This window comes from Bradyrhizobium yuanmingense (assembly GCF_029167105.1).
In the GTDB taxonomy this organism is placed as follows: domain Bacteria; phylum Pseudomonadota; class Alphaproteobacteria; order Rhizobiales; family Xanthobacteraceae; genus Bradyrhizobium; species Bradyrhizobium yuanmingense_A.
This window is the reverse complement of the sequence record NZ_JARFML010000028.1, coordinates 12,563-34,278: the sequence shown is the minus strand read 5'-3', so window position 1 is coordinate 34,278 and position 21,716 is coordinate 12,563. Positions and strand designations below refer to the sequence as shown.

Sequence of the window (21,716 nt, the reverse complement as noted above, 5' to 3'; positions counted from 1 at the left end):
CAGATGAGCACGATCGATACCGGCCTGACGCTGCTGAAGAGCGCCGCCGGCCGCGTCTCGGCCGCGAACGGCTGGATGGGCAACGCGTTCAAGGGCTGGATGCCGACCGGCCTCTACGCCCGCGCGCTCCTCATCATGATCGTGCCGATGGTGATCCTGCAATCGGTCGTCGCCTTCGTGTTCATGGAGCGGCACTGGAACACGGTGACGCGCCGCCTGTCGGCCGCGGTGGTGCAGGACATCGCCGCACTCATCGACGTCTACAAGGGCTATCCGCAGGACAAGGACCGCAACGAGATCCGCCGCATCGCGCAGCAGCGGCTCGGCCTCGTGGTCGATTTCCTGCCCGCCGGCGACATGCCACCGCCGGGACCAAAACCATTCTTCTCGCTGCTCGACCAGACGCTGTCGGTGCAGCTCGGCCGCCAGATCGGCCGCTCGTTCTGGATCGACACGGTCGGCCGCTCCAACCTGGTCGAGATCCGCATCCAGCTCGACGATGCGGTGATGCGCGTGTTCGCGCAGCGCAGCGCCGCCTATGCCTCGAACTCGGAGATCTTCCTGTTCTGGATGGTCGGTACGTCCTCGATCCTGTTGATCGTCGCGGTGCTGTTTCTGCGCAACCAGATCAAGCCGATCCTGCGCCTTGCCGATGCCGCCGAGAGCTTCGGCAAGGGCCGCGAGGCGCCGAATTTCCGCCCGCGCGGCGCGCGCGAGGTGCGGCGCGCGGCGGTCGCCTTCCTGGAGATGAAGTCGCGCATCGAGCGCACGATGGAGCAGCGCACCGCGATGCTCGCCGGCGTCAGCCACGATCTGCGCACCATCCTGACCCGCTTCAAGCTCGAGCTCGCACTGATCGGCGACAGTCCCGAACTCGAGGGCATGCGCAAGGACGTCGACGAGATGTCGATGATGCTGGAGGATTACCTTGCTTTTGCCCGCGGCGATTCCGGCGAGCAGTCGCAGCCGACCGACATGGCGCAGGCACTCGAGGAGCTGCGCAGCGATGCCGAGCGCCACGGCCATACCGCGACCGTCGCGTTCAACGGCCTGCCCGTGGTGACGGTGAAGCCTGCCTCGTTCAAGCGCTGCCTCGCCAACCTCGTCACCAACGCAGCGCGCTACGGCAAGAACATCGCCATCACCGGCCAGCGCGATCACCGTTATTTGACCGTCACCGTCGATGACGACGGCCCGGGCATTCCCGCCCACTTGCGCGAAGAGGTGTTCAAGCCGTTCCTGCGGCTGGACAACGCCCGCAACCAGGACGAAGGCGGCACCGGCCTGGGGCTCGCGATCGCCCGCGACATCGCCCGCTCGCACGGCGGCGACATCACGCTCGGTGACAGCCCGATGGGGGGATTGAGGGCGAGTGTGCGGATACCGGTGTAGGTGGCTTACTCCACCTCTCCCCGCTTGCGGGGAGAGGTCGGATCGCTCTTGCGATCCGGGTGAGGGGGTACAGATCTCTCATCGATCTCACGTGTGAGAGAGCCCCTCACCCCAACCCTCTCCCCGTAAGAACGGGGCGAGGGAGCGCACCGGCCGCGCGGCCACCACACCTACTTCGGCAGCAGCGCCTTCAGCTTGTCCATGTCGCGCGTGTTCATCTTGAAGCCGCCGGGCATGACGATGTCGCCGGGCTTCTGATCCGGCTTGCAGGCCCCCAGCCACTTGGCTTGCAGCGTCGTGGTGCTGTCGCGCCCCGCCGTGCCGGCAACGCCGCCTTTTGCGGTTGAAGTGGTCTTCACCGTATAGGCCGAGTTGAAATCGCCGGTGATCTCGGCATGCGAGGTCGTGCTGACGCCGGCGACGCTGCACTCGGAATCGCTGACATAGCCGGTCGCGGTCTTCTTGATCTCCTGCTTGGCGCAGATCTGCTTGGCCATCGGGGAGACGTTGTTGCTCATCTCCTTGTCGACGGTCTCGTCGGTGCAGTGCTGCATGGTCATCTCGGGCACGGGCGAGCCTGATGTGACCAGCTTCATCTCCCAAAGACCGGCCTTGCGCAGCGGCAGTTCGTCGGCGCCGGCGCCGCCTGCCGACAACGCGAGGCAAAGCATCGAGCCGAGCAAAGCGGGCTTGCGCGTCATGAGGGAAGCTCCCGGCTGAGACAGGTGCGGCCTTGCGACAACGCCTCAGTACAGCGTGCGGATCGGCCGGTCGGCGGCGCCATAGGGCACCCAGCGGCAGGAGAACGAGATGTAGCCGCCCTCATAGCCCTGCACGCCGAGGAATTTCGCGACCTTGCCGTAGCGGGCGCAGTGATCGACGGCGACCTGACGCGCATCGACCTGGGTCGCCATCGAATAGGCGATGATGCCCCCGGTGTCGTTGCCCTTGAACGGCGGCACCAGAGAAAAGATGTCGGCGCGCGCCGACTGGCTCGCCATGCCCGAGACAATCAGGCTGGCAAGAAGACCCGCGGCCGCAATGATTCGCATTCCCGTTACTCCAATTGGCTGGCGCCAGTTTACGGTGCCGGGACGGACGTGAAAAGAACCGAACCCCTGTTGGCCGCGACATCCTGGTCAAGTCCTGGCGAAGTGTTGCCGCGCTGCACTTGACCTCCCCCAACCTTCGCGGCACCGTCCGGACCTTCGCAAGACCTTAGCTGTCCGGATTGACCATGCCCGCCCCCTCCCAGAAATCGCTCCGCTTTGCCGCCGTGCTCGGCCTCATGTTGGGAGCGCTGTCGCTCGGCGAGGCCAGGGCCGCCAATCCGCTGGAGCTGAATTTCTGGCTGAGCGGGCCGCGCTATGACGGTGCCGTCGCCCCTTGCGACTGGGCTCTGCCGAGGATCGTGCACGAGTTCGCCGAAAAGGAATACACGTTCTGGAATTCTTCGTTGCAGATCACCGGTTTCTCCGCCGTTCGCGAGACCGCGTTCCGGCCCTGGCAGTCTGACAACATTCCGCGCCGCTATTGCACGGGTGAGGCCATGCTCAATGACGGCAAGGCGCGCAAGGTGCATTTCTCGATCATCGAGGATGGCGGCTTTGCCTCCTACGGCAACGGTGTCGAATGGTGCGTCGTCGGGGTGGATCGCAACTGGGCCTACAATCCGGCCTGCCGCGCCGCGAAGCCCTGATCCCAACGACGGCTGATCCGGGCTGATCAGCCAGCCGACGACTGCCGCCCCCATTTTGTTCTTGAAATGTTCCCATTGCCTGCTAGGCTGTATGCACAGTCTAGTTGAGGGGCGTCGTCATGTTTCACTCCAGATTGCGTTCGTTGTCCCGCCTGATGATCTCACTGACCCTTGCTGCGGGGTTGGCCACCCTCGCGGACGGTGCAAAGGCGCAGGACAAGCGGCAGAACGCACCCGGCGAGTTCGATTTCTATGTGCTGGCGCTGTCGTGGTCGCCCTCGTTCTGCGAGGAAGCAGCCGAACGGGGCGGCCGGTCCCAGATGCAATGCGGCGGACGGCCCTACGCCTTCGTGGTGCATGGGCTGTGGCCGCAATACGAGAACGGTTTTCCGGAGTATTGCCAGCGCCCGGCGCCGCGGCTGAACCGCAACATCGTCTCCTCGATGCTCGATTTGATGCCGGCGCCGGGCCTGATCTTCAACGAATGGGACAAGCACGGCACCTGCTCCGGGCTGGAGGGGCGCGGCTATTTCGAGATGATCCGCAAGGCGCGCGCTGCGATCAAGATCCCGCCCGAATATCTCGATCTGGCGCAGGCCAAGACCGTCGCGCCGGCGGAGGTCGAGGAGGCCTTCGTCAAGGCCAATCCGGGTCTCAGCAATGCCGCCGTCTCGGTCACCTGCAACCGGACACGGCTGTCCGAGGTCCGCATCTGCCTCAGCAAGGACCTGCAATTCCGCGCCTGCGACGAGATCGAGCGCCGCGCCTGCCGCCGCGATCAGGTGACGATGCCGCCAATCAGGGGCGGGTAGGCCGAGGTCTCAGATCGTCATTCCGGGGCGCGCAAAGCGCGAACCCGGAATCTATCGACCCACATAGTCCGCAGCGAAATGGATTCCGGGTTCGGTGCTGCGCACCGCCCCGGAATGACGGGAGTTACTTTCATCGCGCGATGTCGTAACTCTCCGCCATGAACTACCGCCACGCCTTCCACGCCGGCAGCTTCGCCGATGTCATCAAGCACATCGTGCTGGCGCGCATCCTCACTTATCTGCAGGACAAGCCGGCAGCGTTCCGCGTCATCGACACCCATGCCGGCGCCGGCCTCTACGATCTCGACAGCGACGAGGCGCGCCGCGGCGGCGAATGGCTGACCGGCATCGCGCGGCTGCTGCAGGCGCGCCTGTCCAATGAGAGCGCAGCGCTGACGAAGCCCTATCTCGACATCGTCCGCGCCTTCAATCCGAAGGGGGAGCTCAAGGCCTATCCAGGTTCGCCGTTGATCGCGCGCGGCCTGCTCAGGCCGCAGGACCGGCTCGTCGCCTGCGAGCTCGAGCCGAAGGCACGGAAAGCGCTGATCGATGCGCTGCGCCGCGACGAGCAGGCCCGCGTGGTCGATCTCGACGGCTGGGTGGCAATGCCGGCCTTCGTGCCGCCGAAGGAGCGGCGTGGCCTCGTGCTGATCGATCCGCCCTTCGAGGCCAGGGACGAGTTCGAGCGGCTCGGCGAAGCCTTCGCGGCGGCGTTCGCGAAATGGCCGACCGGTATCTACGTAATCTGGTATCCCGCCAAGAACCGGCGGGCCACCGACACGCTGGCGCAAACCGTGGCGCGGCTCGCAGCTGCAGCAAAGCCGCCCGGAAAATGCCTGCGCCTCGAATTCAGCGTCGCGCCGCAAGCCGACAGCGCCGCCCTCACCTCCACCGGACTGCTGATCGTCAACCCGCCCTACACGCTACACGGCGAGCTCAAGACCATTCTGCCAGAGCTGGAAATACCGCTCGGCCAGGGCGGTGCTGCCAGATTCCGACTGGAGGTGCCCAAGCCTTGATGCCAAGCCTTAATGCCAAGCCTTGACGCCAAGCATTGACGCCAAGCCGTAACACTCCGGCATTCTTGGGAAAAATATGCAGGACCGGTAGTCAATCTGCAAAGAACCGTATTATGCTATTTCCGTGACTGGCTTTACGTTCCGCTTCCGCGAATGGTTGCGGCGGAGTGAAGGCCCTAAGAAAGATCCCGCCGGACCGATCAGGTCCGTCCAAGGATGGCCAGCTCCCGGGCTCCGTAAGGCCCGGTCATGTCGCGACGTGAGTCTGCGTCGCGGCGGAGGAGCAATGAGGGGGAGTTTCCCGATGGCCATGACGGGAACGGTCAAGTTCTTCAACGGCGAGCGCGGCTACGGCTTCATCAAGCCTGACGACGGAGGTCGCGATGTCTTCGTTCACATCACCGCTGTGGAGCGGGCGGGACTGAAGGACCTTGCCGAAGGACAGCGTATTACTTTCGAAGTCGAACCGGACAAGAAGGGGAAGGGACCGAAGGCGGTCAATCTGGTGATCCTCTCCTAGCGAGCCTGGCGAAAGAAAATCCCGGCCGCGAGCGGCCGGGAGGCTCGTCCGGTATTTTCTTCTTTGGATGTCAGAAGTGATAGTTCACGCCTGCGCGGACAACGCTGGCGCTATAGCCGTTTGACACGCCTGTAATTGCGAACTGGCTGGTCGACAGATCGATGTAGAGATATTCGAGCTTGGCGCTCCAGTTCGGTGCGAGGCCGACTTCCGCACCGGCACCGATGGTCCAGCCGGCACTGGTGTGCGACTCCGTCCAGCCGAAGGTCTGCGCCCGCAGCTCGCCGAAGGCGAGGCCGGCGGTGCCGTAGAACAACACGTTGTTGAACGTATAGCCGGCGCGGCCGCGCAGGGTGCCGAACCACGGATTTGAGAACTTCCACGGCGCGAACGTGTCGTCGGCGCCGGCGGCCTGGATGTCGCCCTCGACGCCGAACACCCACGGGCCGTTCTGGAAATTGTAGCCGGCCTGCACACCGCCGACGAAGCCGGACGGCTTGGTGGGGTTGTTGTCGACCGAGCCCCATTGATAGCCGATGTTGCCGCCGAGATAGGGACCCGCCCAGCTGTAGGCATTGAGCGGCTGATTGACGGTGTAGGGCGCACGCTGCCCGTAACTGAGATCGGCGGCCTCTGCCGAAGCTGTCCAGCCAGCAGCAACCAACGCGGCTGCGCCCACAACGAGCCTCTTCATCACTCACTCCAACGCAACTATCGCAACCCGAGCGATGCCCGCGCCGCCGCGCGAGCAAAACCGGATGGTTAGGGAACCAAGAGCTTTTCGTGTAGGATTTATCGAGAGTTTTAAGTTAAAGGGCTGTTAAGTCGGGTTACCGCCCGCTTAACAAACTTAAGGAAGCGTTACCGGGAACTGGCCGCCATCCGTGCGTGCCGCATGGCCGGAACTTCAAATCGGCATCCCCAGCGCCTAAATTCGCCCCATGGTTCACGATTCCTCCGACAATCCGGACGACCGCGCGCGCAAGTCGCCGGCTGCTGCGAGCGACGCCCCGCCCGAGCGGCTGGCCGGGCCGGACGTCGATCCCGCGGCGGCAGGCGGCGACGACGAGGACGATGCCCTGCTGCCGGACATCCTGGAAGAGAGCGGCGCCGTCGGCGAAGGCCCGCTCGCGACCGGTCACGAGGCGATCGAGCGCGCGGTCCGCCTCGCACCGACCTCGCCTGGCGTCTATCGCATGCTCAATGCGAACGCCGACGTGCTCTATGTCGGCAAGGCCAAGAACGTCAAAAAGCGCCTGTCCAGTTATGCGCGCCAGAGCGCGCCGCTGCCGGCCCGCATTCTGCGCATGATCGCGGCGACCGTCACGGTGGAGATCGTCTCGACCACGACCGAGACCGAGGCGCTGCTGCTGGAAGCCAACCTGATCAAGCAGCTGCGGCCGCGCTTCAACGTGCAGCTTCGCGACGACAAGTCGTTCCCCTACATCCTGATCACCGGCGACCATTGGGCGCCGCAGATCCTGAAACATCGCGGTGCGCAGACCCGGCCCGGGCGCTATTTCGGCCCGTTTGCCTCCGCCGGCGCGGTCAACCGCACCATCACGGCGCTGCAGCGCGCGTTCTTGATCCGCTCCTGCACCGATTCCTTCTTCGAGAGCCGCACCCGGCCCTGCCTGCTCCACCAGATCCGCCGCTGCGCCGGACCCTGCACCCGGGAGATCGATTTCGGCGGCTATTCGACGCTGGTGCGCGAGGCCAGCGACTTCCTCTCCGGCAAGAGCCATGCGGTGAAGCAGGAGCTCGCCGGCGAGATGGAGAAGGCCTCGAACGAGCTGGAATTCGAGCGCGCCGCACTGTACCGCGACCGCCTTGCCGCGCTGTCGGCGATCCAGTCGCAGCAGGGCATCAATCCGCGCACGGTGGAGGAAGCCGACGTGTTCGCCATCCACCAGGAGGGCGGCTTCTCCTGCGTCGAGGTGTTCTTCTTCCGCACCGGACAGAACTGGGGCAACCGCGCCTATTTTCCGCGCGCGGAGAAGAGCTTTACGCCGGAGGAGGTGCTGGGGTCCTTCCTGGCGCAGTTCTACGACGACAAGCCGCCGCCGAGGAACATCCTGCTCTCGCACGATATCGAGGAGAGCGAGCTGCTCGCCAACGCGCTATCGATCAAGGCTGGCCACAAGGTCGAGGTCACCGCGCCCAAGCGCGGCGAGAAGAAGGAGCTGGTCACCCACGCGCTGACCAATGCGCGCGAGGCGCTCGGCCGCAAGCTCGCGGACACCGCGACGCAAAGCCGGCTGCTCGAGGCCATGGCCGCGACGCTGAGCCTGCCGCACGTGCCCAAGCGCATCGAGGTCTACGACAACAGCCACATCCAGGGCACCAACGCGGTCGGCGCCATGATCGTCGCGGGCCCCGATGGATTCGTGAAGAACCAGTACCGCAAGTTCAACATCAAGTCGGAAGGGATCACGCCCGGCGACGACTTCGCCATGATGCGCGAAGTGCTGGCGCGTCGTTTCAAGCGCCTGATCAATCCGCCCGAGGACGCCGCCGCCAAGGACGACGATTTCCCGCAATGGCCCGACCTCGTGATCATCGACGGCGGGCGGGGCCAGCTCAACGCCGTGCGCGAGATCTTCGCCAATCTCGGCCTGACCCAGGTGTCGCTGATGTCAGTCGCCAAGGGACCGGACCGGGATGCCGGCCGCGAGACCCTGTTCATGCCGGAGCGCGAGGCGATCAAGCTGGAGCCGCGTGATCCCGTGCTCTATTTCATCCAGCGCCTGCGCGACGAAGCCCACCGCTTTGTCATCGGCTCGCACCGCAAGCTGCGCAAGAAGGACATCCGCGAGGCCGGTTTGCAGGAGATTCCGGGCATCGGCCCGTCACGCAAACGTGCCTTGCTGCACCATTTCGGAACTCTGAAGGAGATCGAGCGGGCCTCGATCGCCGATCTCGGCAAGGTTCCGGGGGTGAGCGCCGAGAGTGCGCGCCGGATTTTCGAGTATTTCCATCCTCAGCCGGGATGAACTAAAGGGGGACCGCAGTCATATGATCGTCGTGTCCGCACCTCATTTGGGGTGCGGGACGGTTGACGTTCAGGCAGCAGCGGTATTGGTAGGACGGATGAACATCGCCACGACACGAGGGACCACCAGCCGCGCGATGTCCCTCCCCAACATCCTGACCTATGGCCGGATCGCCGCGATCCCGGTCGTGGTCGGATGCATCTATGCGCAGTCGATTCTGGATCAGCCGCTCTGGCTGCGCTGGCTCGCGGTCGCCCTCTTCATCGCCGCAGGGGTGACGGATTACCTCGATGGCTATTACGCGCGGATCTGGAATCAGCAATCGGCATTCGGCCGCATGCTCGATCCGATCGCCGACAAGCTGCTGGTCGCCTCCTGCCTGTTGATGCTGGCCGCGGACGGCATCATTCACGGCTGGTCGCTATGGGCCGCCATCGTGATCCTGTGCCGCGAGATCCTGGTCTCGGGCCTGCGCGAATATCTGGCTGCGCTCCGCGTCAGCGTGCCCGTGACCAAGCTTGCGAAGTGGAAAACCACGGTCCAGCTGGTTGCGATCGGCTTCCTGATCGCCGGCCCAGCCGGCGATCAGGTGGTGCCGGTGGTCTCGATGATTGGGCTCGCACTGCTGTGGGCTTCGGCGATCCTCACCATGTACACCGGCTACGACTATTTCCGCGCCGGCATCCATCACCTCATCAAGGAGGACGAGGGATGAAGGTGAAGTATTTCGCCTGGGTGCGCGAGCGCGTCGGCAAGGCCGAAGAGACGATCGAGCCTCCCGCGAGCGTGCGCACCGTCGAGGAGCTGATCGCCTGGCTCTCCGGCCAGAGCGAAGCCTATGCGTACGCGTTCGAGAAGCCGAAGGTGATTCGTGCCGCGATCGACCGCGCTCACGTCAAGCAGGACGCCGCCATCGCAGGCGCCCGCGAGATCGCGTTCTTCCCGCCCATGACCGGCGGCTAGCCACATGACCTGCCCCGTCACCATCCGTATCCAGGAAGACGATTTCGACATCGCGCGCGAGATCTCGGTCCTGACAAGCAGCCGGACCGATATCGGCGCTGTGGTGACATTTTCCGGCATCTGCCGCGCCGACGATGACAGCGCCAAGGTCGCCGCGCTGACGCTCGAACATTACCCCGGCATGGCGGAGGAAGAGATCAGGCGCCACGCTGACGAGGCCGTCTCGCGCTGGCCGCTCAACGGCATCACGGTGATCCACCGCGTCGGCCGCTTGATGCCGGGCCAGAACATCGTGCTGGTGGTGACCGCCTCGCAGCATCGACAGGCGGCGTTCCAGGCCGCCGAGTTCCTGATGGACTATCTCAAGACCAGCGCGCCGTTCTGGAAGAAGGAAGAGAGCGCCACCGGCACCGGCTGGGTCGAGGCCCACGCCCGTGACGACGAAGCCGCCACACGCTGGACCAAATCCTGATGGCCAAAGCTGTGAAAAGGACCGCGCGCGGCCGCGCCGCGCCTGACCTCGCGAAAGTGGGACCCGGCGAGCTTCTCACGCTGCTCGACTTCGTCCGCTACGCCGTGAGCCGCTTCGTTGAGGCCAAGCTCGCGTTTGCCCACGGTACGACCGACCCGGTCGCGGAAGCGGCCTTCCTGATCGGTGAAGCGCTGCATCTCGATCCCGAGCAGTTCCAGGGCTTTCTCCACGCCCGCATCACCGCTGCAGAAGGCAAGACCGTCCTTGACCTCATCCATCAGCGCATCACGACGCGCAAACCTGCCGCCTATCTCGTCAACAAGATCTACATGCGCGGCCTGCCCTTCTATGTCGACGAGCGCGTCATCGTTCCGCGCTCCTTCATCGGCGAGCTCCTGGAGTCGCATTTCGGCGCCGACGGCGAGGCGGGATCGCTGATCGACGACCCGACGGCGGTCGAGCGCGTGCTCGATCTCTGCACGGGCTCGGGATGCCTTGCGATCCTCGCCGCGCATCATTTCCCGAACGCCGCCATCGACGCCGTCGACATCTCCAAGGGCGCGCTCGAGGTCGCTGCGCGCAATGTCGGCGAATATGGGCTCGAGGACCGCATCAGCCTGTATCGCGGCGATCTGTTCGCCCCGCTCGGCGGCAACAGATACGACCTGATCATTACCAACCCGCCCTACGTCGACACCGAGGGCATGGCGGCATTGCCGCCGGAATGCCGCGCCGAGCCGAAACTCGCCTTCGATGGCGGCGCCGACGGTCTCGACGTGGTGCGCCGGATCCTGCGCGATGCGCCCGACCACCTGACGGCGGATGGCGGGCTGATCTGCGAGATCGGCCGCGGCCGCGAGCTGGTCGACGAGGCCTTCCCGGAACTGCCGCTGCTCTGGCTGGACACCGAAGATTCCGAGGGCGAGGTGTTCTGGATCGCAGCCGCCGATCTCGGCTGATTCATCGCGGCCGATCACGCTCCGTCGGAACAAGTCAAATATCGCCACGTTCATCCCTCGACGAATTTTCTAGTCCTTGGAGGATGTCCGCATGCTCGCGCCATCGGGCGAATTGCTGCGCGCCGGGATGGCGCTCAAGCTCAATCACGTCAAACGCGCTGCTCAATCCTATCTGCGCGACCAGACCAGCCAGGCAACCGGCAAGGTGACATCCTACGCCGTGGCCGGCGGGCTGTTCGCGGTCGCCGGCCTGTTCGTCGTCGCGGCATTTTTCGTCGGACTGATTGCCTTGTACCGCTGGGTCGGGATCACCTACGGGCAGTTCTGGGGATTTGGCGCCGTCGCCGCAGTGCTGCTGGTGCTGGCTGCGGTCTGTGCCGGGGTGGCCATGGCCCAGATGAAACGCAAGGCCAAGCCGGTCGTGCCGCTCGCGAGCCGTCTGCGCGTGGCGGTCGCCACGCCCCGGATCCCGCGTGGAACGGTCAAGGAGGCGGTGAAGGAGGTCGCAACGACGATTCCCCTCGCGCCGCTCGCACCGGGCGAGCGCGGCGGCATCAAAACCTGGCCGGCCCGCGCCAACCGTCCCGTGCAGCTGGGCCTGATGCTCGCGGCGGTCGGCCTGGTCGGGCTGACGGCCGCCCGGCGGCGACGCAACAGGCACAGTCTGGAGGCGTGATGCTGGCGCGGCGCTCCGAGCAGATCGACTCCTGGCTGCTGGTGGCGGCAACGGCCGTGTTTGTGCTGACCGCGGAGCGCTACTTTCGGGATTCCGGCCTGGCGAGGCCCGGGCCTCCGCAACACCACCGCAAGGGCGAAGCGAATTCCCCGGAAACGCACCCGGCCGGTGCGGCGATGCAGCCGGGCCGCGGCCGCCGGGCGAAAAGCCCGTTCGAGATTCCCTGGGCGGGCTGGAAGGACATTTTCTGGCGGACCTATCAACGCATCGACGAGGATCGCCTGCTCGCGACGGCGGGCGGCGTCGTCTTCTTCGGGCTGCTCGCACTCTTCCCCGCAGTCACCGCGCTCGTCTCCTCCTATGCCCTGTTCGCCGATCCCGCCACGATCAGCGCCAATCTGCACACGCTTGCGACCATGCTGCCGGAGGGCTCGTTCCAGATCGTCGAGGAGCAGGTCGCGCGCGTGGTGTCGAACGGCAATGCGACGCTCGGCGTCACCTTCCTGATCGGCCTGCTGCTTGCGATCTGGAGCGCCAATGCCGGCGTCAAGGCGATCTTCGACGCCCTCAACGTCGCCTATGAGGAACGCGAGAAGCGCAGCTTCATCCGGCTGAACATGGTCTCGCTGGCGTTCACCGTCGGCGGCATCGTGGCGCTGCTGTTGATGGTGGGAGCCGTCGTCGCCTTCCCGCTAGCGCTCAATCATCTCGGCATGGCGCCCGAGAGCAAGCTGATCGTGGCGCTGGCACGATGGCCGCTGCTGTTCATCATCCTGCTGGTCGCACTCGCCATCCTCTATCGCTTCGCGCCGAGCCGCGATGCGCCGCGCTGGCAATGGCTGAGCCTCGGCGCCGTGATTGCCGCGATCCTCTGGATCGCGGGCTCCGCCCTGCTGTCGTGGTATCTCTCGGAATTCGCCAATTACAACGCGACCTACGGCTCGCTGGGCGCGGCGATCGGCCTGATGACGTGGATGTGGATGTCGGCGATCGTCATCATGTTCGGCGCCGAGCTGAATTCGGAGATCGAGCGGCAGACGCTGCGCGATACCACCACCGGGCGGGCGAAGCCGCTCGGCACCCGGGACGCCGTCTCCGCCGACACGGTCGGCGCCACCGCGCCATTTTGATCGGTGGCGGTCGGGCCGAAGCTGGCCCGACCGCATCCCGGGCGCGATCAGCGCTTGGTGATCACGGCTTCCAGATATTCGCTGTGCACCACGATCGTGCCGTCATCGGCGTGGTTGAACTCTTGGAGCAGCGCCAGGAGATCGCGCGTCAGCGCGGCCTGCCCGTTCGCGTCGAGCGCGGCAAACGCCTTCAGCGTGGGGCCGTAAAAGGTCTTGAAGATGTCGAGCCAGTGGTCCGGCGAGCGATAGCGGAACACGAACATGCGAGGCTCGGCGGCGATCTCCGCGGCCACGCCGCCGAACATCTCCTCGAGCCGTGCCGTCGTGCCCCACATGGCGGGCGATTTCACGCCCGCCGGGGGCGGCAAATGCTTGCCGATGGTCTTGAACAGCTGGCCGATGAAGCCTTGGGGCGTCCAGTTGGCAAGGCCGATCTTGCCGCCGGATCTGCAGACCCGCGCAGCTCGGAAGCGGCCTTGTCCTGATCCGGTGTGAACATCACGCCGAAAGTGGAGAGCACGACGTCGAAGGCGGCATCCGCAAACGGCAGCGCCTCGGCATCCGCCTCGCGGAACTCGACGGCGAGGTGTTCGGCCATGGCGCGCTCGCGCCCGCGCTTGAGCAGCGCCGGCACGTAGTCGGTGGATGTGACGTCACACCAGCGCCGAGCCGCCGCCAGCGTCGCATTGCCGTTGCCGGCGGCGACGTCCAGCACCTTGCTGCCGGCACGCAAGTCAATGGCCTCGCAGAGCTGTTCGCCGACGATCTGCAAGGTGGTGCCGACCACGGCATAATCGCCGGACGACCAGGCGCCGTGCTGACGCTGCTTGACGGCGGCAAGATCGGGCTCTGGGGCGGCTGGCTTGAGCGCGGCGGATGTCGACATGGCAATCTCCTGCGGTTGAAAACGCCGGGACGATAGGGCGCATGCGACGCGCTGGCCTTGAGGCCGGCATGATTTTCCGCTGAGAGCCTCTTGATTTCCGCACCGGCGCCGCGGAGGCCCTGCGAGGTTTCGCAGCCGCTGCCTGGAAAAGCCTTCGGCGGCGGACCGACCGGGCTGCGAAACAGCCACTATCCCCTCGAATCAACAATGATGTTAGGCTGATCGAAGCTTGGGGGAGCATGAGGCGTGACGAGGTCGAGCGCGACCCGTGTTTTTCCCGGGTGAGGCAGTCCAGCTCTCAAAGGCATAACGCACGGCATGATTCGCATTTCGACGATCTTCATCGCCATCTGCATGGTCCTGGTCGCGGCCTCGCTCGGGCTCGTGCTCTATTCGGTCGCCGGCATCAGCGGAACGGAATCGGCGATCGTGGCGCTGACCGCGCTGACCTTCCTGATCCTCTACAACGCGGTGTCGATGCGGCTGCGCGACCGCAGCGACGTCGGCGGCCAGATCGCCGATCTCTCGCGCGGCACTGCCGACCTCGCCCGCCAGGTGGCCGAGTTCGGCCGCCGGCTGGCTGCAGTCGAGAGCCGCATCGCCGCGTCCAATTCGACCAATTCCGACCGCATCCAGTCGGTCATCGGCGAGATCAACGAGCTCGGCGGATTGGTCAGGCAGCTCGCCACCACCGTGGCGGCCCATGAGGATCTGCTCGCCGGCCACGCGCCGGCGCCGGCCCCCGCCGAGGTCGCGAGGCCCGAGCCGGAAACGCCGATCGATCTGGCTGCCCCCTTCGAGGAGAAGCCGCTCGCTCCTCCTCCGCTTCCGCAGCCTCCATCACGGCCGGCGCCGCCGACGGTTCAGGTCCAGGCCGCCACTCCGGTTCAGACCGCCAATGGGCGCAACCAGACCCAATTGCTGGCGACGCTGCGCAATGCGGTCGACGAGAACCGCATCGATATCTTCCTGCAGCCGATGGTGACGCTGCCGCAGCGCAAGGTGCGGTTCTACGAGGCGGTGACGCGCCTGCGCGACGAGCGCGACCAGCTGGTCGCCGCCGAAGAGTTCATCAGCATCGCGGAAGCCTCGGGCCTGATTGGGCGCATCGACAACATGGTGATGCTGCGCTGCGTGCAGGTGCTGCGGCGCCTGATGGTGCGCAACAAGGACGTCGGCGTGTTCTGCAACGTCGCGGCGTCGACGCTCGGCAATTCCACCACCTTCGCGCAATGTCTCGATTTCCTGGAAGCCAACCGCGCGTTGGCGCCCTCGCTGGTGCTGGAGTTCAAGCAGTCGACCTTCCGCAATCTCGGCCCCGCCGAGACCGAGAACCTCGCGGCGCTCGCCCAGCGCGGCTTCCGTTTCTCCATCGACCATGTCACGGATTTGCGTATCGAACCGCGCGAGCTGGCCGATCGCGGGGTCCGCTTCATCAAGGTGCCGGCCGCGCTGCTGCTCGATCCCAAGCAGGCCTCCGCCTCCGACATCCACCCGTCCGACCTCTCCGACCTGCTCGGCCGCTTCGGCATCGACCTGATCGCCGAACGGATCGAAGGCGAGCGCGCCGTGGTCGACCTGCTCGACTATGACGTGCGGTTCGGCCAAGGGTTCCTGTTCGCACCGCCCCGGCCATTGCGGCCGGAGGGGGCATCTGCTACCGGCGGGGCCTCGCCGAACCAGGCGCAGGACACTCAGGGATCCAATGGCTCCGCCACACCCAGCTCAGGCGCGACCTCTTCGGCGCCTCCGCCCCAACGCGTCACCGGTAACGCAGCGCTCGCGCGCCGCATCTGATCGGCCGCGCACGTCATGACCGCGCTGCATTTTGCCGAAGGCCTGCGCGAGTTCGTGGGCGGTGTGGAGGTCGTGCTCAGCGATATCTGGGGCGTGGTCCATAACGGGCTGGAATCCTTCCCCGAAGCGTGCGAGGCGCTGCACACCTATCGCAGCCGCGGCGGTACGGTAATCCTGATCACCAACGCACCGCGCCCGGCCGACTCCGTGCAGCGGCAATTGCGCAAGCTCGGCGTCCCCGATGAGACCTATGACGCGATCGTATCTTCAGGCGACCTGACCCGGCTCTACGTCGCCGAGCATCCCGGCCGCAAGATGTTCTGGCTCGGCCCCGAGCGCGACAACTCGATCTATCGCGGCCTCGATGCGGTGACCGCGCCGCTGGAGCAAGCCGATTACATCGTCTGCACCGGCCTCTACGACGACGAGACCGAGACGGCGGAAGACTATCGCGGCATGATGCTGCAGGCGCGCGAGCGCAAGCTGACGCTGGTCTGCGCCAACCCCGACATCGTGGTGGAACGCGGCGACCGGCTGATCTACTGCGCAGGCGCCATCGCCGAGCTCTACCGCGAGCTCGGCGGCGAGGTGATCTTCTACGGCAAGCCGCACCGGCCGATCTACGAGCGAGCCATGGCGCTTGCCGGCGAACGCCAAGGCTACCAGATCGACCGGAAAAAGGTGCTGGCGATCGGCGATTCCGTCCGCACCGACTTAACCGGCGCCCGCGAATTCGGCATCGACTGCCTGTTCGTCACCCGCGGCATCCATGCCGAGGAGTTCGAGGGCCTCGACCAGCTCGACCCCAATTCGGTGATGGAGCTGTTCGGCCACCCGCCGAAGGCGCTGATGCGCGAATTGAAGTGGTGACGGCTGCGCTTGAAGGACTTCGGCTAAGGCACGTCTCTGGCCCCAGACACCGTCATGGCCGGGCTTGACCCGGCCATCCACGTTTTCTTCTGCTGGCCCAGAACGTGGATGCCCGGGACAAGCCCGGGCATGACGATCTTACAGACAGCTGTTTTATTTCACGCGAGGCGCGCTTACGCGCTCGCCATGTCCGGGAAGACCGCCTCGATCTTGGTCTTCAGCGTCGCCGCGTTGAACGGCTTGACGATGTAATTGTTCACGCCCGCCTTCTTGGCCGCGATCACGTTCTCGGTCTTGGATTCGGCCGTGATCATGATGAAGGGCGTGGTGGCGAGGTTCGGATCCGCGCGGACTTCGCGCAGGAGGTCGTAGCCCGTCATCGGCTCCATGTTCCAGTCGGAAATCACGAGCCCGTACTTCTTGCCGCGCATCTTGTTCAGCGCTGCCGAACCGTCGCTGGCATCATCGATGTTCTCGAAGCCAAGCTGCTTCAGCAGATTCCGGATGATACGGATCATGGTGCTGTAGTCATCCACCACCAGAACCGGCATCGACAAATCAACCGCCATCTCGACTCCCCCAACGCAAACCCAGGAATATTACGATCGGACCTGCCAGGCCGGCGCCCGGCAGTTCCACGCCTCAAGGACTAGCATCAAGGCCTTAAACAGCGCGTTAACTGCGGTCAGGTCCGAAGGCTTGAAATCGTGTTCAATGTCTGCCCGCCCCGCCGCTTGACTTCGCCGTGCCGGTCGCGCCACGGTCCGGGCCGGTCTTGCCCGGTTCGAGAATTCCCCTGATGGCTCCGCCTTTTACCGTCATCCGCGATACAACGCCGGCTTCCGCGATTCCGAGGGGCGCCGTGGTCGCCATGGGCAATTTCGACGGCGTTCATCTCGGCCATCGCGCCGTCATCGCGGCTGCCCTGGAGATGGGCAGGGCGCATGGCCGGCCTGCGCTGGCCTTGACCTTTGAACCGCATCCGCGGCGGTTTTTCAGCCCTAACACCCCGCAATTCCGCCTGACGGACGAGCGAGCCAAGCTGCGGCTTCTGGCCGGTACCGGGCTTGCCGGCGCCGTGGTCATGACCTTCGACAAGGCCCGTGCCGGAACCAGCGCGCAAGATTTCATTCACCATGACCTGATCGGGCGTCTCGGCGTCAGCGGCATCGCGGTCGGCTACGACTTCCATTTCGGCAAGGGACGGGTCGGCTCGCCCAGCCTCCTGGTCAACGAGGCGCCCCGGCTCGGCATCGAGGTCGATGTGCAACCGCATGTCGATATCGACGAACGGCCCGTCTCCTCCAGCGCGATCCGGATCGCCCTCGCCGAGGGCCAGCTCGACGAGGCCACGACCATGCTGGGCGCACCCTGGTTCATCACCGGCGAGGTGATCCACGGCGAAAAGCGCGGCCGCGATCTCGGCTATCCCACCGCCAACATCCGCCTGGACGCCAATTGCGGCCTCAAGCACGGCATCTACGCGGTCCGGGTCGGCCGCGGCCAGGGAAAGGATCAGGAGCGTCTGGATGGCGTGGCCAGCTTCGGCCGCCGCCCGACCTTCGACAATGGCGCTCCGCTCCTCGAAATCTTCCTGTTCGACTTCAAGGGCGACCTCTACGGGCAGGCGCTCGACTGCGCCTTCATCGGCTTCATCCGCGAGGAGCTGAAATTCGATGGTCTAGAGGCCCTGATCCGGCAGATGGACGACGATTCCGCCCGCGCCCGCGCCATGCTCGCCGCCGCCCCGGACGCGTTTCCGCGCCTGGGCGTGATCGACTGAGAGGCGAAACCGGGCCACCCGGACCTTTGCGCTTCCTCCGCCCCCCTGCTATGGAGAGCCCATGTTTGCGCGGCGCATCATAGGGATTAGCGGCCCGGCTTCCGCCTGAGCCTGAGGGTTCGGCGCAAGACCGGGATTTCGTCGTTTCACCCGCGATTCCGCATCGCCATCCGTTCCCGCGCCCTTCCGAGCCAGTCAGCCTCATGTCCGAAATGCCGCAAAAGTCCCCAAAGTCTGAAGCCAAAGACTATTCGAAGACCCTGTTCCTGCCGCAGACCGAATTCCCGATGCGCGCCGGCCTGCCGCAGCGCGAGCCGGAGATCCTCAAGCGCTGGTACGAGATCGGCCTCTACGAGAAGCTGCGCCAGAGTGCGAAGGGCCGCGCCAAGTTCGTGCTGCATGACGGCCCGCCCTACGCCAACGGCAACATCCATATCGGCACGGCGCTGAACAAGATCCTGAAGGACCTCGTCACCAAGAGCCAGCAGATGCTCGGCTTCGATTCCAACTACGTGCCGGGCTGGGATTGTCACGGCCTGCCGATCGAGTGGAAGGTCGAGGAGGAGCACTATCGCAAGAAGGGCAAGCAGAAGCCCGACTTCCGCGACAGCGCCGCGATGATCGATTTCCGCAAGGAGTGCCGCGCCTATGCCACGCACTGGCTCGGCGTGCAGCGCGAGGAGTTCAAGCGCTTAGGGGTGATCGGCGATTGGGACCATCCCTACGCCACCATGAGCTATCCGGCCGAAGCCCAGATCGCGCGCGAGCTGATGAAGTTTGCCGCCAATGGCACGCTCTATCGCGGCTCCAAGCCGGTGATGTGGAGCGTGGTCGAGAAGACCGCGCTGGCCGAAGCCGAGGTGGAGTACGAGGACCACACCTCCGATACGGTCTGGGTGAAATTCCCGGTGACCTCGCCCGCGCACGGTGCGCTCGCCTCGGCGAGCGTCGTGATCTGGACCACCACGCCCTGGACGCTGCCGGGCAACCGCGCCATCTCGTTCTCGCCGAAGATCGCCTATGGCCTCTACAAGGTGACGGACGCCCCCGCCGACAATTGGGCCAGGAACGGCGACCTCCTCATCCTCGCCGACGCGCTCGCGCAAGACGTCTTCAAGCAGGCGCGCGTGACCGCCTATGAGAAGGTCCGTGACGTCCCCGGCGACACCATGGACGCGATCGAGTGTGCCCATCCGCTCAAGGGCGTCGGCGGCGGCTACGACTTCATCGTGCCGCTGCTGGCCGGCGACCATGTCACCGACGACACCGGCACCGGCTTCGTGCACACGGCGCCCGGTCATGGCCGCGAGGACTTCGATGTCTGGATGGCGGAGGCGCGCGATCTCGACGCACGCGGCATCAACACCGCGATCCCCTATACTGTCGACGAGAACGGCGCCTACACCGATCATGCGCCGGGCTTTGCCGGCAAGCGCGTCATCACCGACAAGGGCGAGAAGGGCGATGCCAACGAGGCCGTGATCAAGGCGCTCGGCGAGAAAGGCATGCTGCTCGCCCGCGGCCGGCTCAAGCACCAATATCCGCATTCCTGGCGTTCCAAGAAGCCGGTGATCTTCCGCAACACGCCGCAATGGTTCATCGCGATGGATAAGGACATCGCGGTGGGCGGCAAGACGAAGAGCGGCGACACGCTGCGCGCCCGCGCGCTGCATGCAATCTCGGTGACGCAATGGGTGCCGCCGTCGGGCGAGAACCGTATCAACGGCATGATCGAGGCGCGGCCAGATTGGGTAATCTCGCGCCAGCGCGCCTGGGGCGTGCCGATCGCCGTGTTCGTGCGCGAGAAGGGTGACGGCTCCGCCGAGATCCTCCAGGACGAGGCCGTCAATGCGCGCATCGGCGAAGCCTTCGAGAAGGAAGGCGCCGACGCCTGGTACGCGACGGGCGCGCGCGAGCGCTTCCTCGGGCCCCGCGCGAACGAAGACTGGCAGAAGGTCGACGACATTCTCGACGTCTGGTTCGATTCCGGCTCGACCCACGCCTTCGTGCTGGAAGATCCCGTGCAGTTTCCCGGGCTCGCGGGCATCAAGCGCAAGGTCGACGGCGGCGCCGACACGGTGATGTATCTGGAAGGCTCGGACCAGCATCGCGGCTGGTTCCACTCCTCGCTGCTGGAAAGCTGCGGCACGCGCGGCCGCGCGCCCTACGACATCGTGCTGACCCACGGCTTCACCCAGGCCGAGGACGGGCGCAAGATGTCGAAGTCGCTCGGCAACACCATCGAGCCGCAGGCCGTCATCAAGGAATCCGGCGCTGACATCCTGAGACTCTGGGTCGCATCCAGCGACTACACCGACGACCAGCGCATCGGCCCCGAGATCCTGAAGAACACCGTCGAGACCTATCGCAAGCTGCGCAACACCGTGCGCTGGATGCTGGGCACGCTGCATCACTACAAGCCGTCCGACGCAGTCGCGCCGGCCGAGATGCCCGAGCTGGAACGCTTGATGCTGCACGAGCTCGCAGTGCGTGCCGTCGCGATCGGCAAGGCCTATCGGGAGTTCGACTACAAGAGCGTGGTCGCGATCCTGTCCGCCTTCCTCAACAGCGAGCTCTCGGCGTTCTACTTCGACATCCGCAAGGATACGCTCTATTGCGATCCGCCCTCGTCACTGACGCGCAAGGCGGCGCTGACGACCATCGACCTGTTGTGCGCCTCGATCCTGAAATGGCTGGCGCCGATCCTCAGCTTCACCGCCGAGGAAGCCTGGCGCATGTACCGGCCCGACGCCGAGCCGTCCGTGCATCTGACGCTGTTCCCGACCGATCTCGAAGACTTCCGCGACGACAAGCTCGCCGCCAAATGGGAAGCGATCCGCAACGTCCGCCGCGTCGTCACCGGCGCCCTCGAGCTCGAACGCGCGGCCAAGAACATCGGCTCCTCGCTTGAGGCCTCACCGGTGATCTATGTCGCCGACCGCGGCATGCTGATGACGCTGTTCGATACCGACCTCGCCGAGGTCTGCATCACCTCGAACTACGAGGTGCGTGAGGGCGAGGCGCCGGCAGGTGCCTTCCGTCTCGATGCCGTCCCGGGCGTCGCGGTCGTGGTGGAGAAGGCGGTCGGCGCCAAATGTGCCCGCTCCTGGAAGATTTCGCCGACGGTCGGCGAAGACCCTGAATACCCCGACGTCACCCCGCGCGATGCCAAGGCGCTGCGCGAGTGGAAGGCGCTGGGGGTGAGCGTCTGATCGGTCGGCCATGACCCCGCTCCGCGCCGGCATCCTCGCGGCCATGGTCACGCTCGTGGCCGACCAGGCCTCGAAGCTCTGGCTGTTGAACGTGTTCGACCTCGGCCGTCGCGGCGCGGTGCGGGTGACGCCGTTCTTCGACCTGGTGCTGGCCTGGAATATCGGCATTAGCTTCGGCTGGCTCCAGAACGACAGCCAGGCCGCGCAGCTTGCGCTGATGGCCGTCAAAGTGATCGCGGTGGTTGCGCTGGCGATCTGGATGGCCCGCTCGCACACCACGCTGGCGACCGTCGCGCTCGGCCTGATCATCGGCGGCGCCATCGGCAACGGCATCGACCGCCTGGCCTATGGCGCGGTGGTGGATTTCGCCCTGTTCCACATCGAGATCGCCGGAAATACCTATAATTGGTATGTGTTTAACCTCGCGGACGTGGCCATCGTTGCTGGGGTGGCAGCGCTATTGTATGATTCCTTCCTGGGGGTACCCGCCGCAAAAGCGCCCTGATCCCGGCCGATACGGACCGGCAGCTGGA

At 65.5% G+C, this 21,716-nt stretch carries 21 protein-coding genes and 1 pseudogene; 17 read left to right on the top strand and 5 right to left on the bottom strand.

The annotated features are described in order from the left end of the window. Positions 1-3 precede the first annotated feature (3 nt). A complete protein-coding gene (locus P0R31_RS29520) occupies positions 4-1,392 on the top strand; it encodes an ATP-binding protein (RefSeq protein ID WP_025033840.1) in 1,389 nt (462 codons plus the stop codon). A 170-nt stretch (positions 1,393-1,562) separates the two neighbouring features. Here P0R31_RS29520 and P0R31_RS29515 read toward each other — a convergent pair whose 3' ends face one another. Beyond that, positions 1,563-2,093, bottom strand: coding sequence for a DUF3617 domain-containing protein (locus P0R31_RS29515; RefSeq protein WP_275517952.1), 531 nt, complete (start codon positions 2,091-2,093; stop codon positions 1,563-1,565). Positions 2,094-2,138: 45 nt separating this feature from the next. Further along, complete coding sequence (locus P0R31_RS29510) at positions 2,139-2,444, bottom strand: hypothetical protein (RefSeq protein ID WP_275517951.1); 306 nt, start codon at positions 2,442-2,444, stop codon at positions 2,139-2,141. Positions 2,445-2,680: 236 nt separating this feature from the next. Here P0R31_RS29510 and P0R31_RS29505 point away from each other — a divergent pair, with 236 nt between their 5' ends. From P0R31_RS29505 to P0R31_RS29490, 4 genes are all read left to right on the top strand, one after another. Continuing rightward, positions 2,681-3,091 carry a hypothetical protein gene (locus tag P0R31_RS29505; RefSeq protein ID WP_420886291.1) on the top strand — a complete coding sequence of 137 codons (411 nt, stop codon included), beginning with the start codon at positions 2,681-2,683 and terminating at the stop codon, positions 3,089-3,091. A 119-nt stretch (positions 3,092-3,210) separates the two neighbouring features. Then, complete coding sequence (locus P0R31_RS29500; RefSeq protein WP_275517948.1) at positions 3,211-3,903, top strand: ribonuclease T2; 693 nt, start codon at positions 3,211-3,213, stop codon at positions 3,901-3,903. A 158-nt stretch (positions 3,904-4,061) separates the two neighbouring features. After that, entirely contained in the window at positions 4,062-4,922 is an 861-nt protein-coding gene (locus tag P0R31_RS29495) for a 23S rRNA (adenine(2030)-N(6))-methyltransferase RlmJ (RefSeq protein WP_275517946.1), read from the top strand. A gap of 304 nt (positions 4,923-5,226) precedes the next feature. Next, entirely contained in the window at positions 5,227-5,442 is a 216-nt protein-coding gene (locus P0R31_RS29490) for a cold-shock protein (protein ID WP_008544396.1), read from the top strand. A 70-nt stretch (positions 5,443-5,512) separates the two neighbouring features. Here the strand turns inward: P0R31_RS29490 and P0R31_RS29485 are convergent, their stop codons facing one another. Beyond that, positions 5,513-6,136: an outer membrane protein gene (locus P0R31_RS29485; protein WP_275517944.1), complete on the bottom strand. Its 624-nt coding sequence runs from the start codon at positions 6,134-6,136 to the stop codon at positions 5,513-5,515. Between the two features lie 247 nt (positions 6,137-6,383). Here P0R31_RS29485 and uvrC point away from each other — a divergent pair, with 247 nt between their 5' ends. The 7 genes from uvrC to P0R31_RS29450 all read left to right on the top strand — a co-directional run bounded on the left by uvrC (position 6,384) and on the right by P0R31_RS29450 (position 12,635). Further along, the gene (uvrC, locus tag P0R31_RS29480; protein WP_275517942.1) at positions 6,384-8,435 is read left to right on the top strand and encodes an excinuclease ABC subunit UvrC; all 2,052 of its coding nucleotides are present in this window, start codon (positions 6,384-6,386) and stop codon (positions 8,433-8,435) included. Positions 8,436-8,532: 97 nt separating this feature from the next. Then, the gene (pgsA, locus tag P0R31_RS29475) at positions 8,533-9,150 is read left to right on the top strand and encodes a CDP-diacylglycerol--glycerol-3-phosphate 3-phosphatidyltransferase (RefSeq protein WP_036009286.1); all 618 of its coding nucleotides are present in this window, start codon (positions 8,533-8,535) and stop codon (positions 9,148-9,150) included. Next, on the top strand, positions 9,147-9,398 hold the full coding sequence (gene moaD, locus P0R31_RS29470) for a molybdopterin converting factor subunit 1 (RefSeq protein WP_036009285.1): 252 nt from the start codon (positions 9,147-9,149) through the stop codon (positions 9,396-9,398). Before pgsA ends, moaD begins: the two co-directional genes overlap by 4 nt. A gap of 4 nt (positions 9,399-9,402) precedes the next feature. Continuing rightward, positions 9,403-9,870: a molybdenum cofactor biosynthesis protein MoaE gene (locus P0R31_RS29465; protein WP_225114835.1), complete on the top strand. Its 468-nt coding sequence runs from the start codon at positions 9,403-9,405 to the stop codon at positions 9,868-9,870. After that, positions 9,870-10,829 carry a 50S ribosomal protein L3 N(5)-glutamine methyltransferase gene (gene prmB / locus P0R31_RS29460; RefSeq protein WP_275517939.1) on the top strand — a complete coding sequence of 320 codons (960 nt, stop codon included), beginning with the start codon at positions 9,870-9,872 and terminating at the stop codon, positions 10,827-10,829. Before P0R31_RS29465 ends, prmB begins: the two co-directional genes overlap by 1 nt. Positions 10,830-10,920: 91 nt before the next feature. After that, complete coding sequence (locus P0R31_RS29455) at positions 10,921-11,505, top strand: phage holin family protein (protein WP_057027666.1); 585 nt, start codon at positions 10,921-10,923, stop codon at positions 11,503-11,505. Continuing rightward, positions 11,505-12,635 carry a YihY/virulence factor BrkB family protein gene (locus P0R31_RS29450; protein ID WP_275517938.1) on the top strand — a complete coding sequence of 377 codons (1,131 nt, stop codon included), beginning with the start codon at positions 11,505-11,507 and terminating at the stop codon, positions 12,633-12,635. The genes P0R31_RS29455 and P0R31_RS29450 overlap by 1 nt, the downstream gene beginning before the upstream one ends. 47 nt (positions 12,636-12,682) lie before the next feature. Here the strand turns inward: P0R31_RS29450 and P0R31_RS29445 are convergent. Then, positions 12,683-13,521: pseudogene (locus tag P0R31_RS29445) on the bottom strand (class I SAM-dependent methyltransferase). Between the two features lie 318 nt (positions 13,522-13,839). On the opposite strand from P0R31_RS29445, the gene P0R31_RS29440 reads away from it, so the two are divergent. Together P0R31_RS29440 and P0R31_RS29435 are read left to right on the top strand one after the other, a co-directional pair. Continuing rightward, entirely contained in the window at positions 13,840-15,318 is a 1,479-nt protein-coding gene (locus P0R31_RS29440) for an EAL domain-containing protein (RefSeq protein WP_275517937.1), read from the top strand. Positions 15,319-15,333: 15 nt separating this feature from the next. Further along, positions 15,334-16,188: a TIGR01459 family HAD-type hydrolase gene (locus P0R31_RS29435; RefSeq protein ID WP_275517936.1), complete on the top strand. Its 855-nt coding sequence runs from the start codon at positions 15,334-15,336 to the stop codon at positions 16,186-16,188. A gap of 173 nt (positions 16,189-16,361) precedes the next feature. On the opposite strand, the gene P0R31_RS29430 is transcribed toward P0R31_RS29435, so the two are convergent. Further along, a complete protein-coding gene (locus tag P0R31_RS29430; RefSeq protein WP_008567674.1) occupies positions 16,362-16,757 on the bottom strand; it encodes a response regulator in 396 nt (131 codons plus the stop codon). 230 nt (positions 16,758-16,987) lie between these two features. On the opposite strand from P0R31_RS29430, the gene P0R31_RS29425 reads away from it, so the two are divergent. From P0R31_RS29425 to lspA, 3 genes are all read left to right on the top strand, one after another. Then, on the top strand, positions 16,988-17,971 hold the full coding sequence (locus P0R31_RS29425; RefSeq protein ID WP_275517934.1) for a bifunctional riboflavin kinase/FAD synthetase: 984 nt from the start codon (positions 16,988-16,990) through the stop codon (positions 17,969-17,971). A 203-nt stretch (positions 17,972-18,174) separates the two neighbouring features. Next, positions 18,175-21,183: an isoleucine--tRNA ligase gene (gene ileS, locus P0R31_RS29420; protein ID WP_275517931.1), complete on the top strand. Its 3,009-nt coding sequence runs from the start codon at positions 18,175-18,177 to the stop codon at positions 21,181-21,183. Between the two features lie 10 nt (positions 21,184-21,193). Next, positions 21,194-21,688, top strand: coding sequence for a signal peptidase II (gene lspA / locus P0R31_RS29415; RefSeq protein WP_275517928.1), 495 nt, complete (start codon positions 21,194-21,196; stop codon positions 21,686-21,688). Positions 21,689-21,716 lie beyond the last annotated feature (28 nt).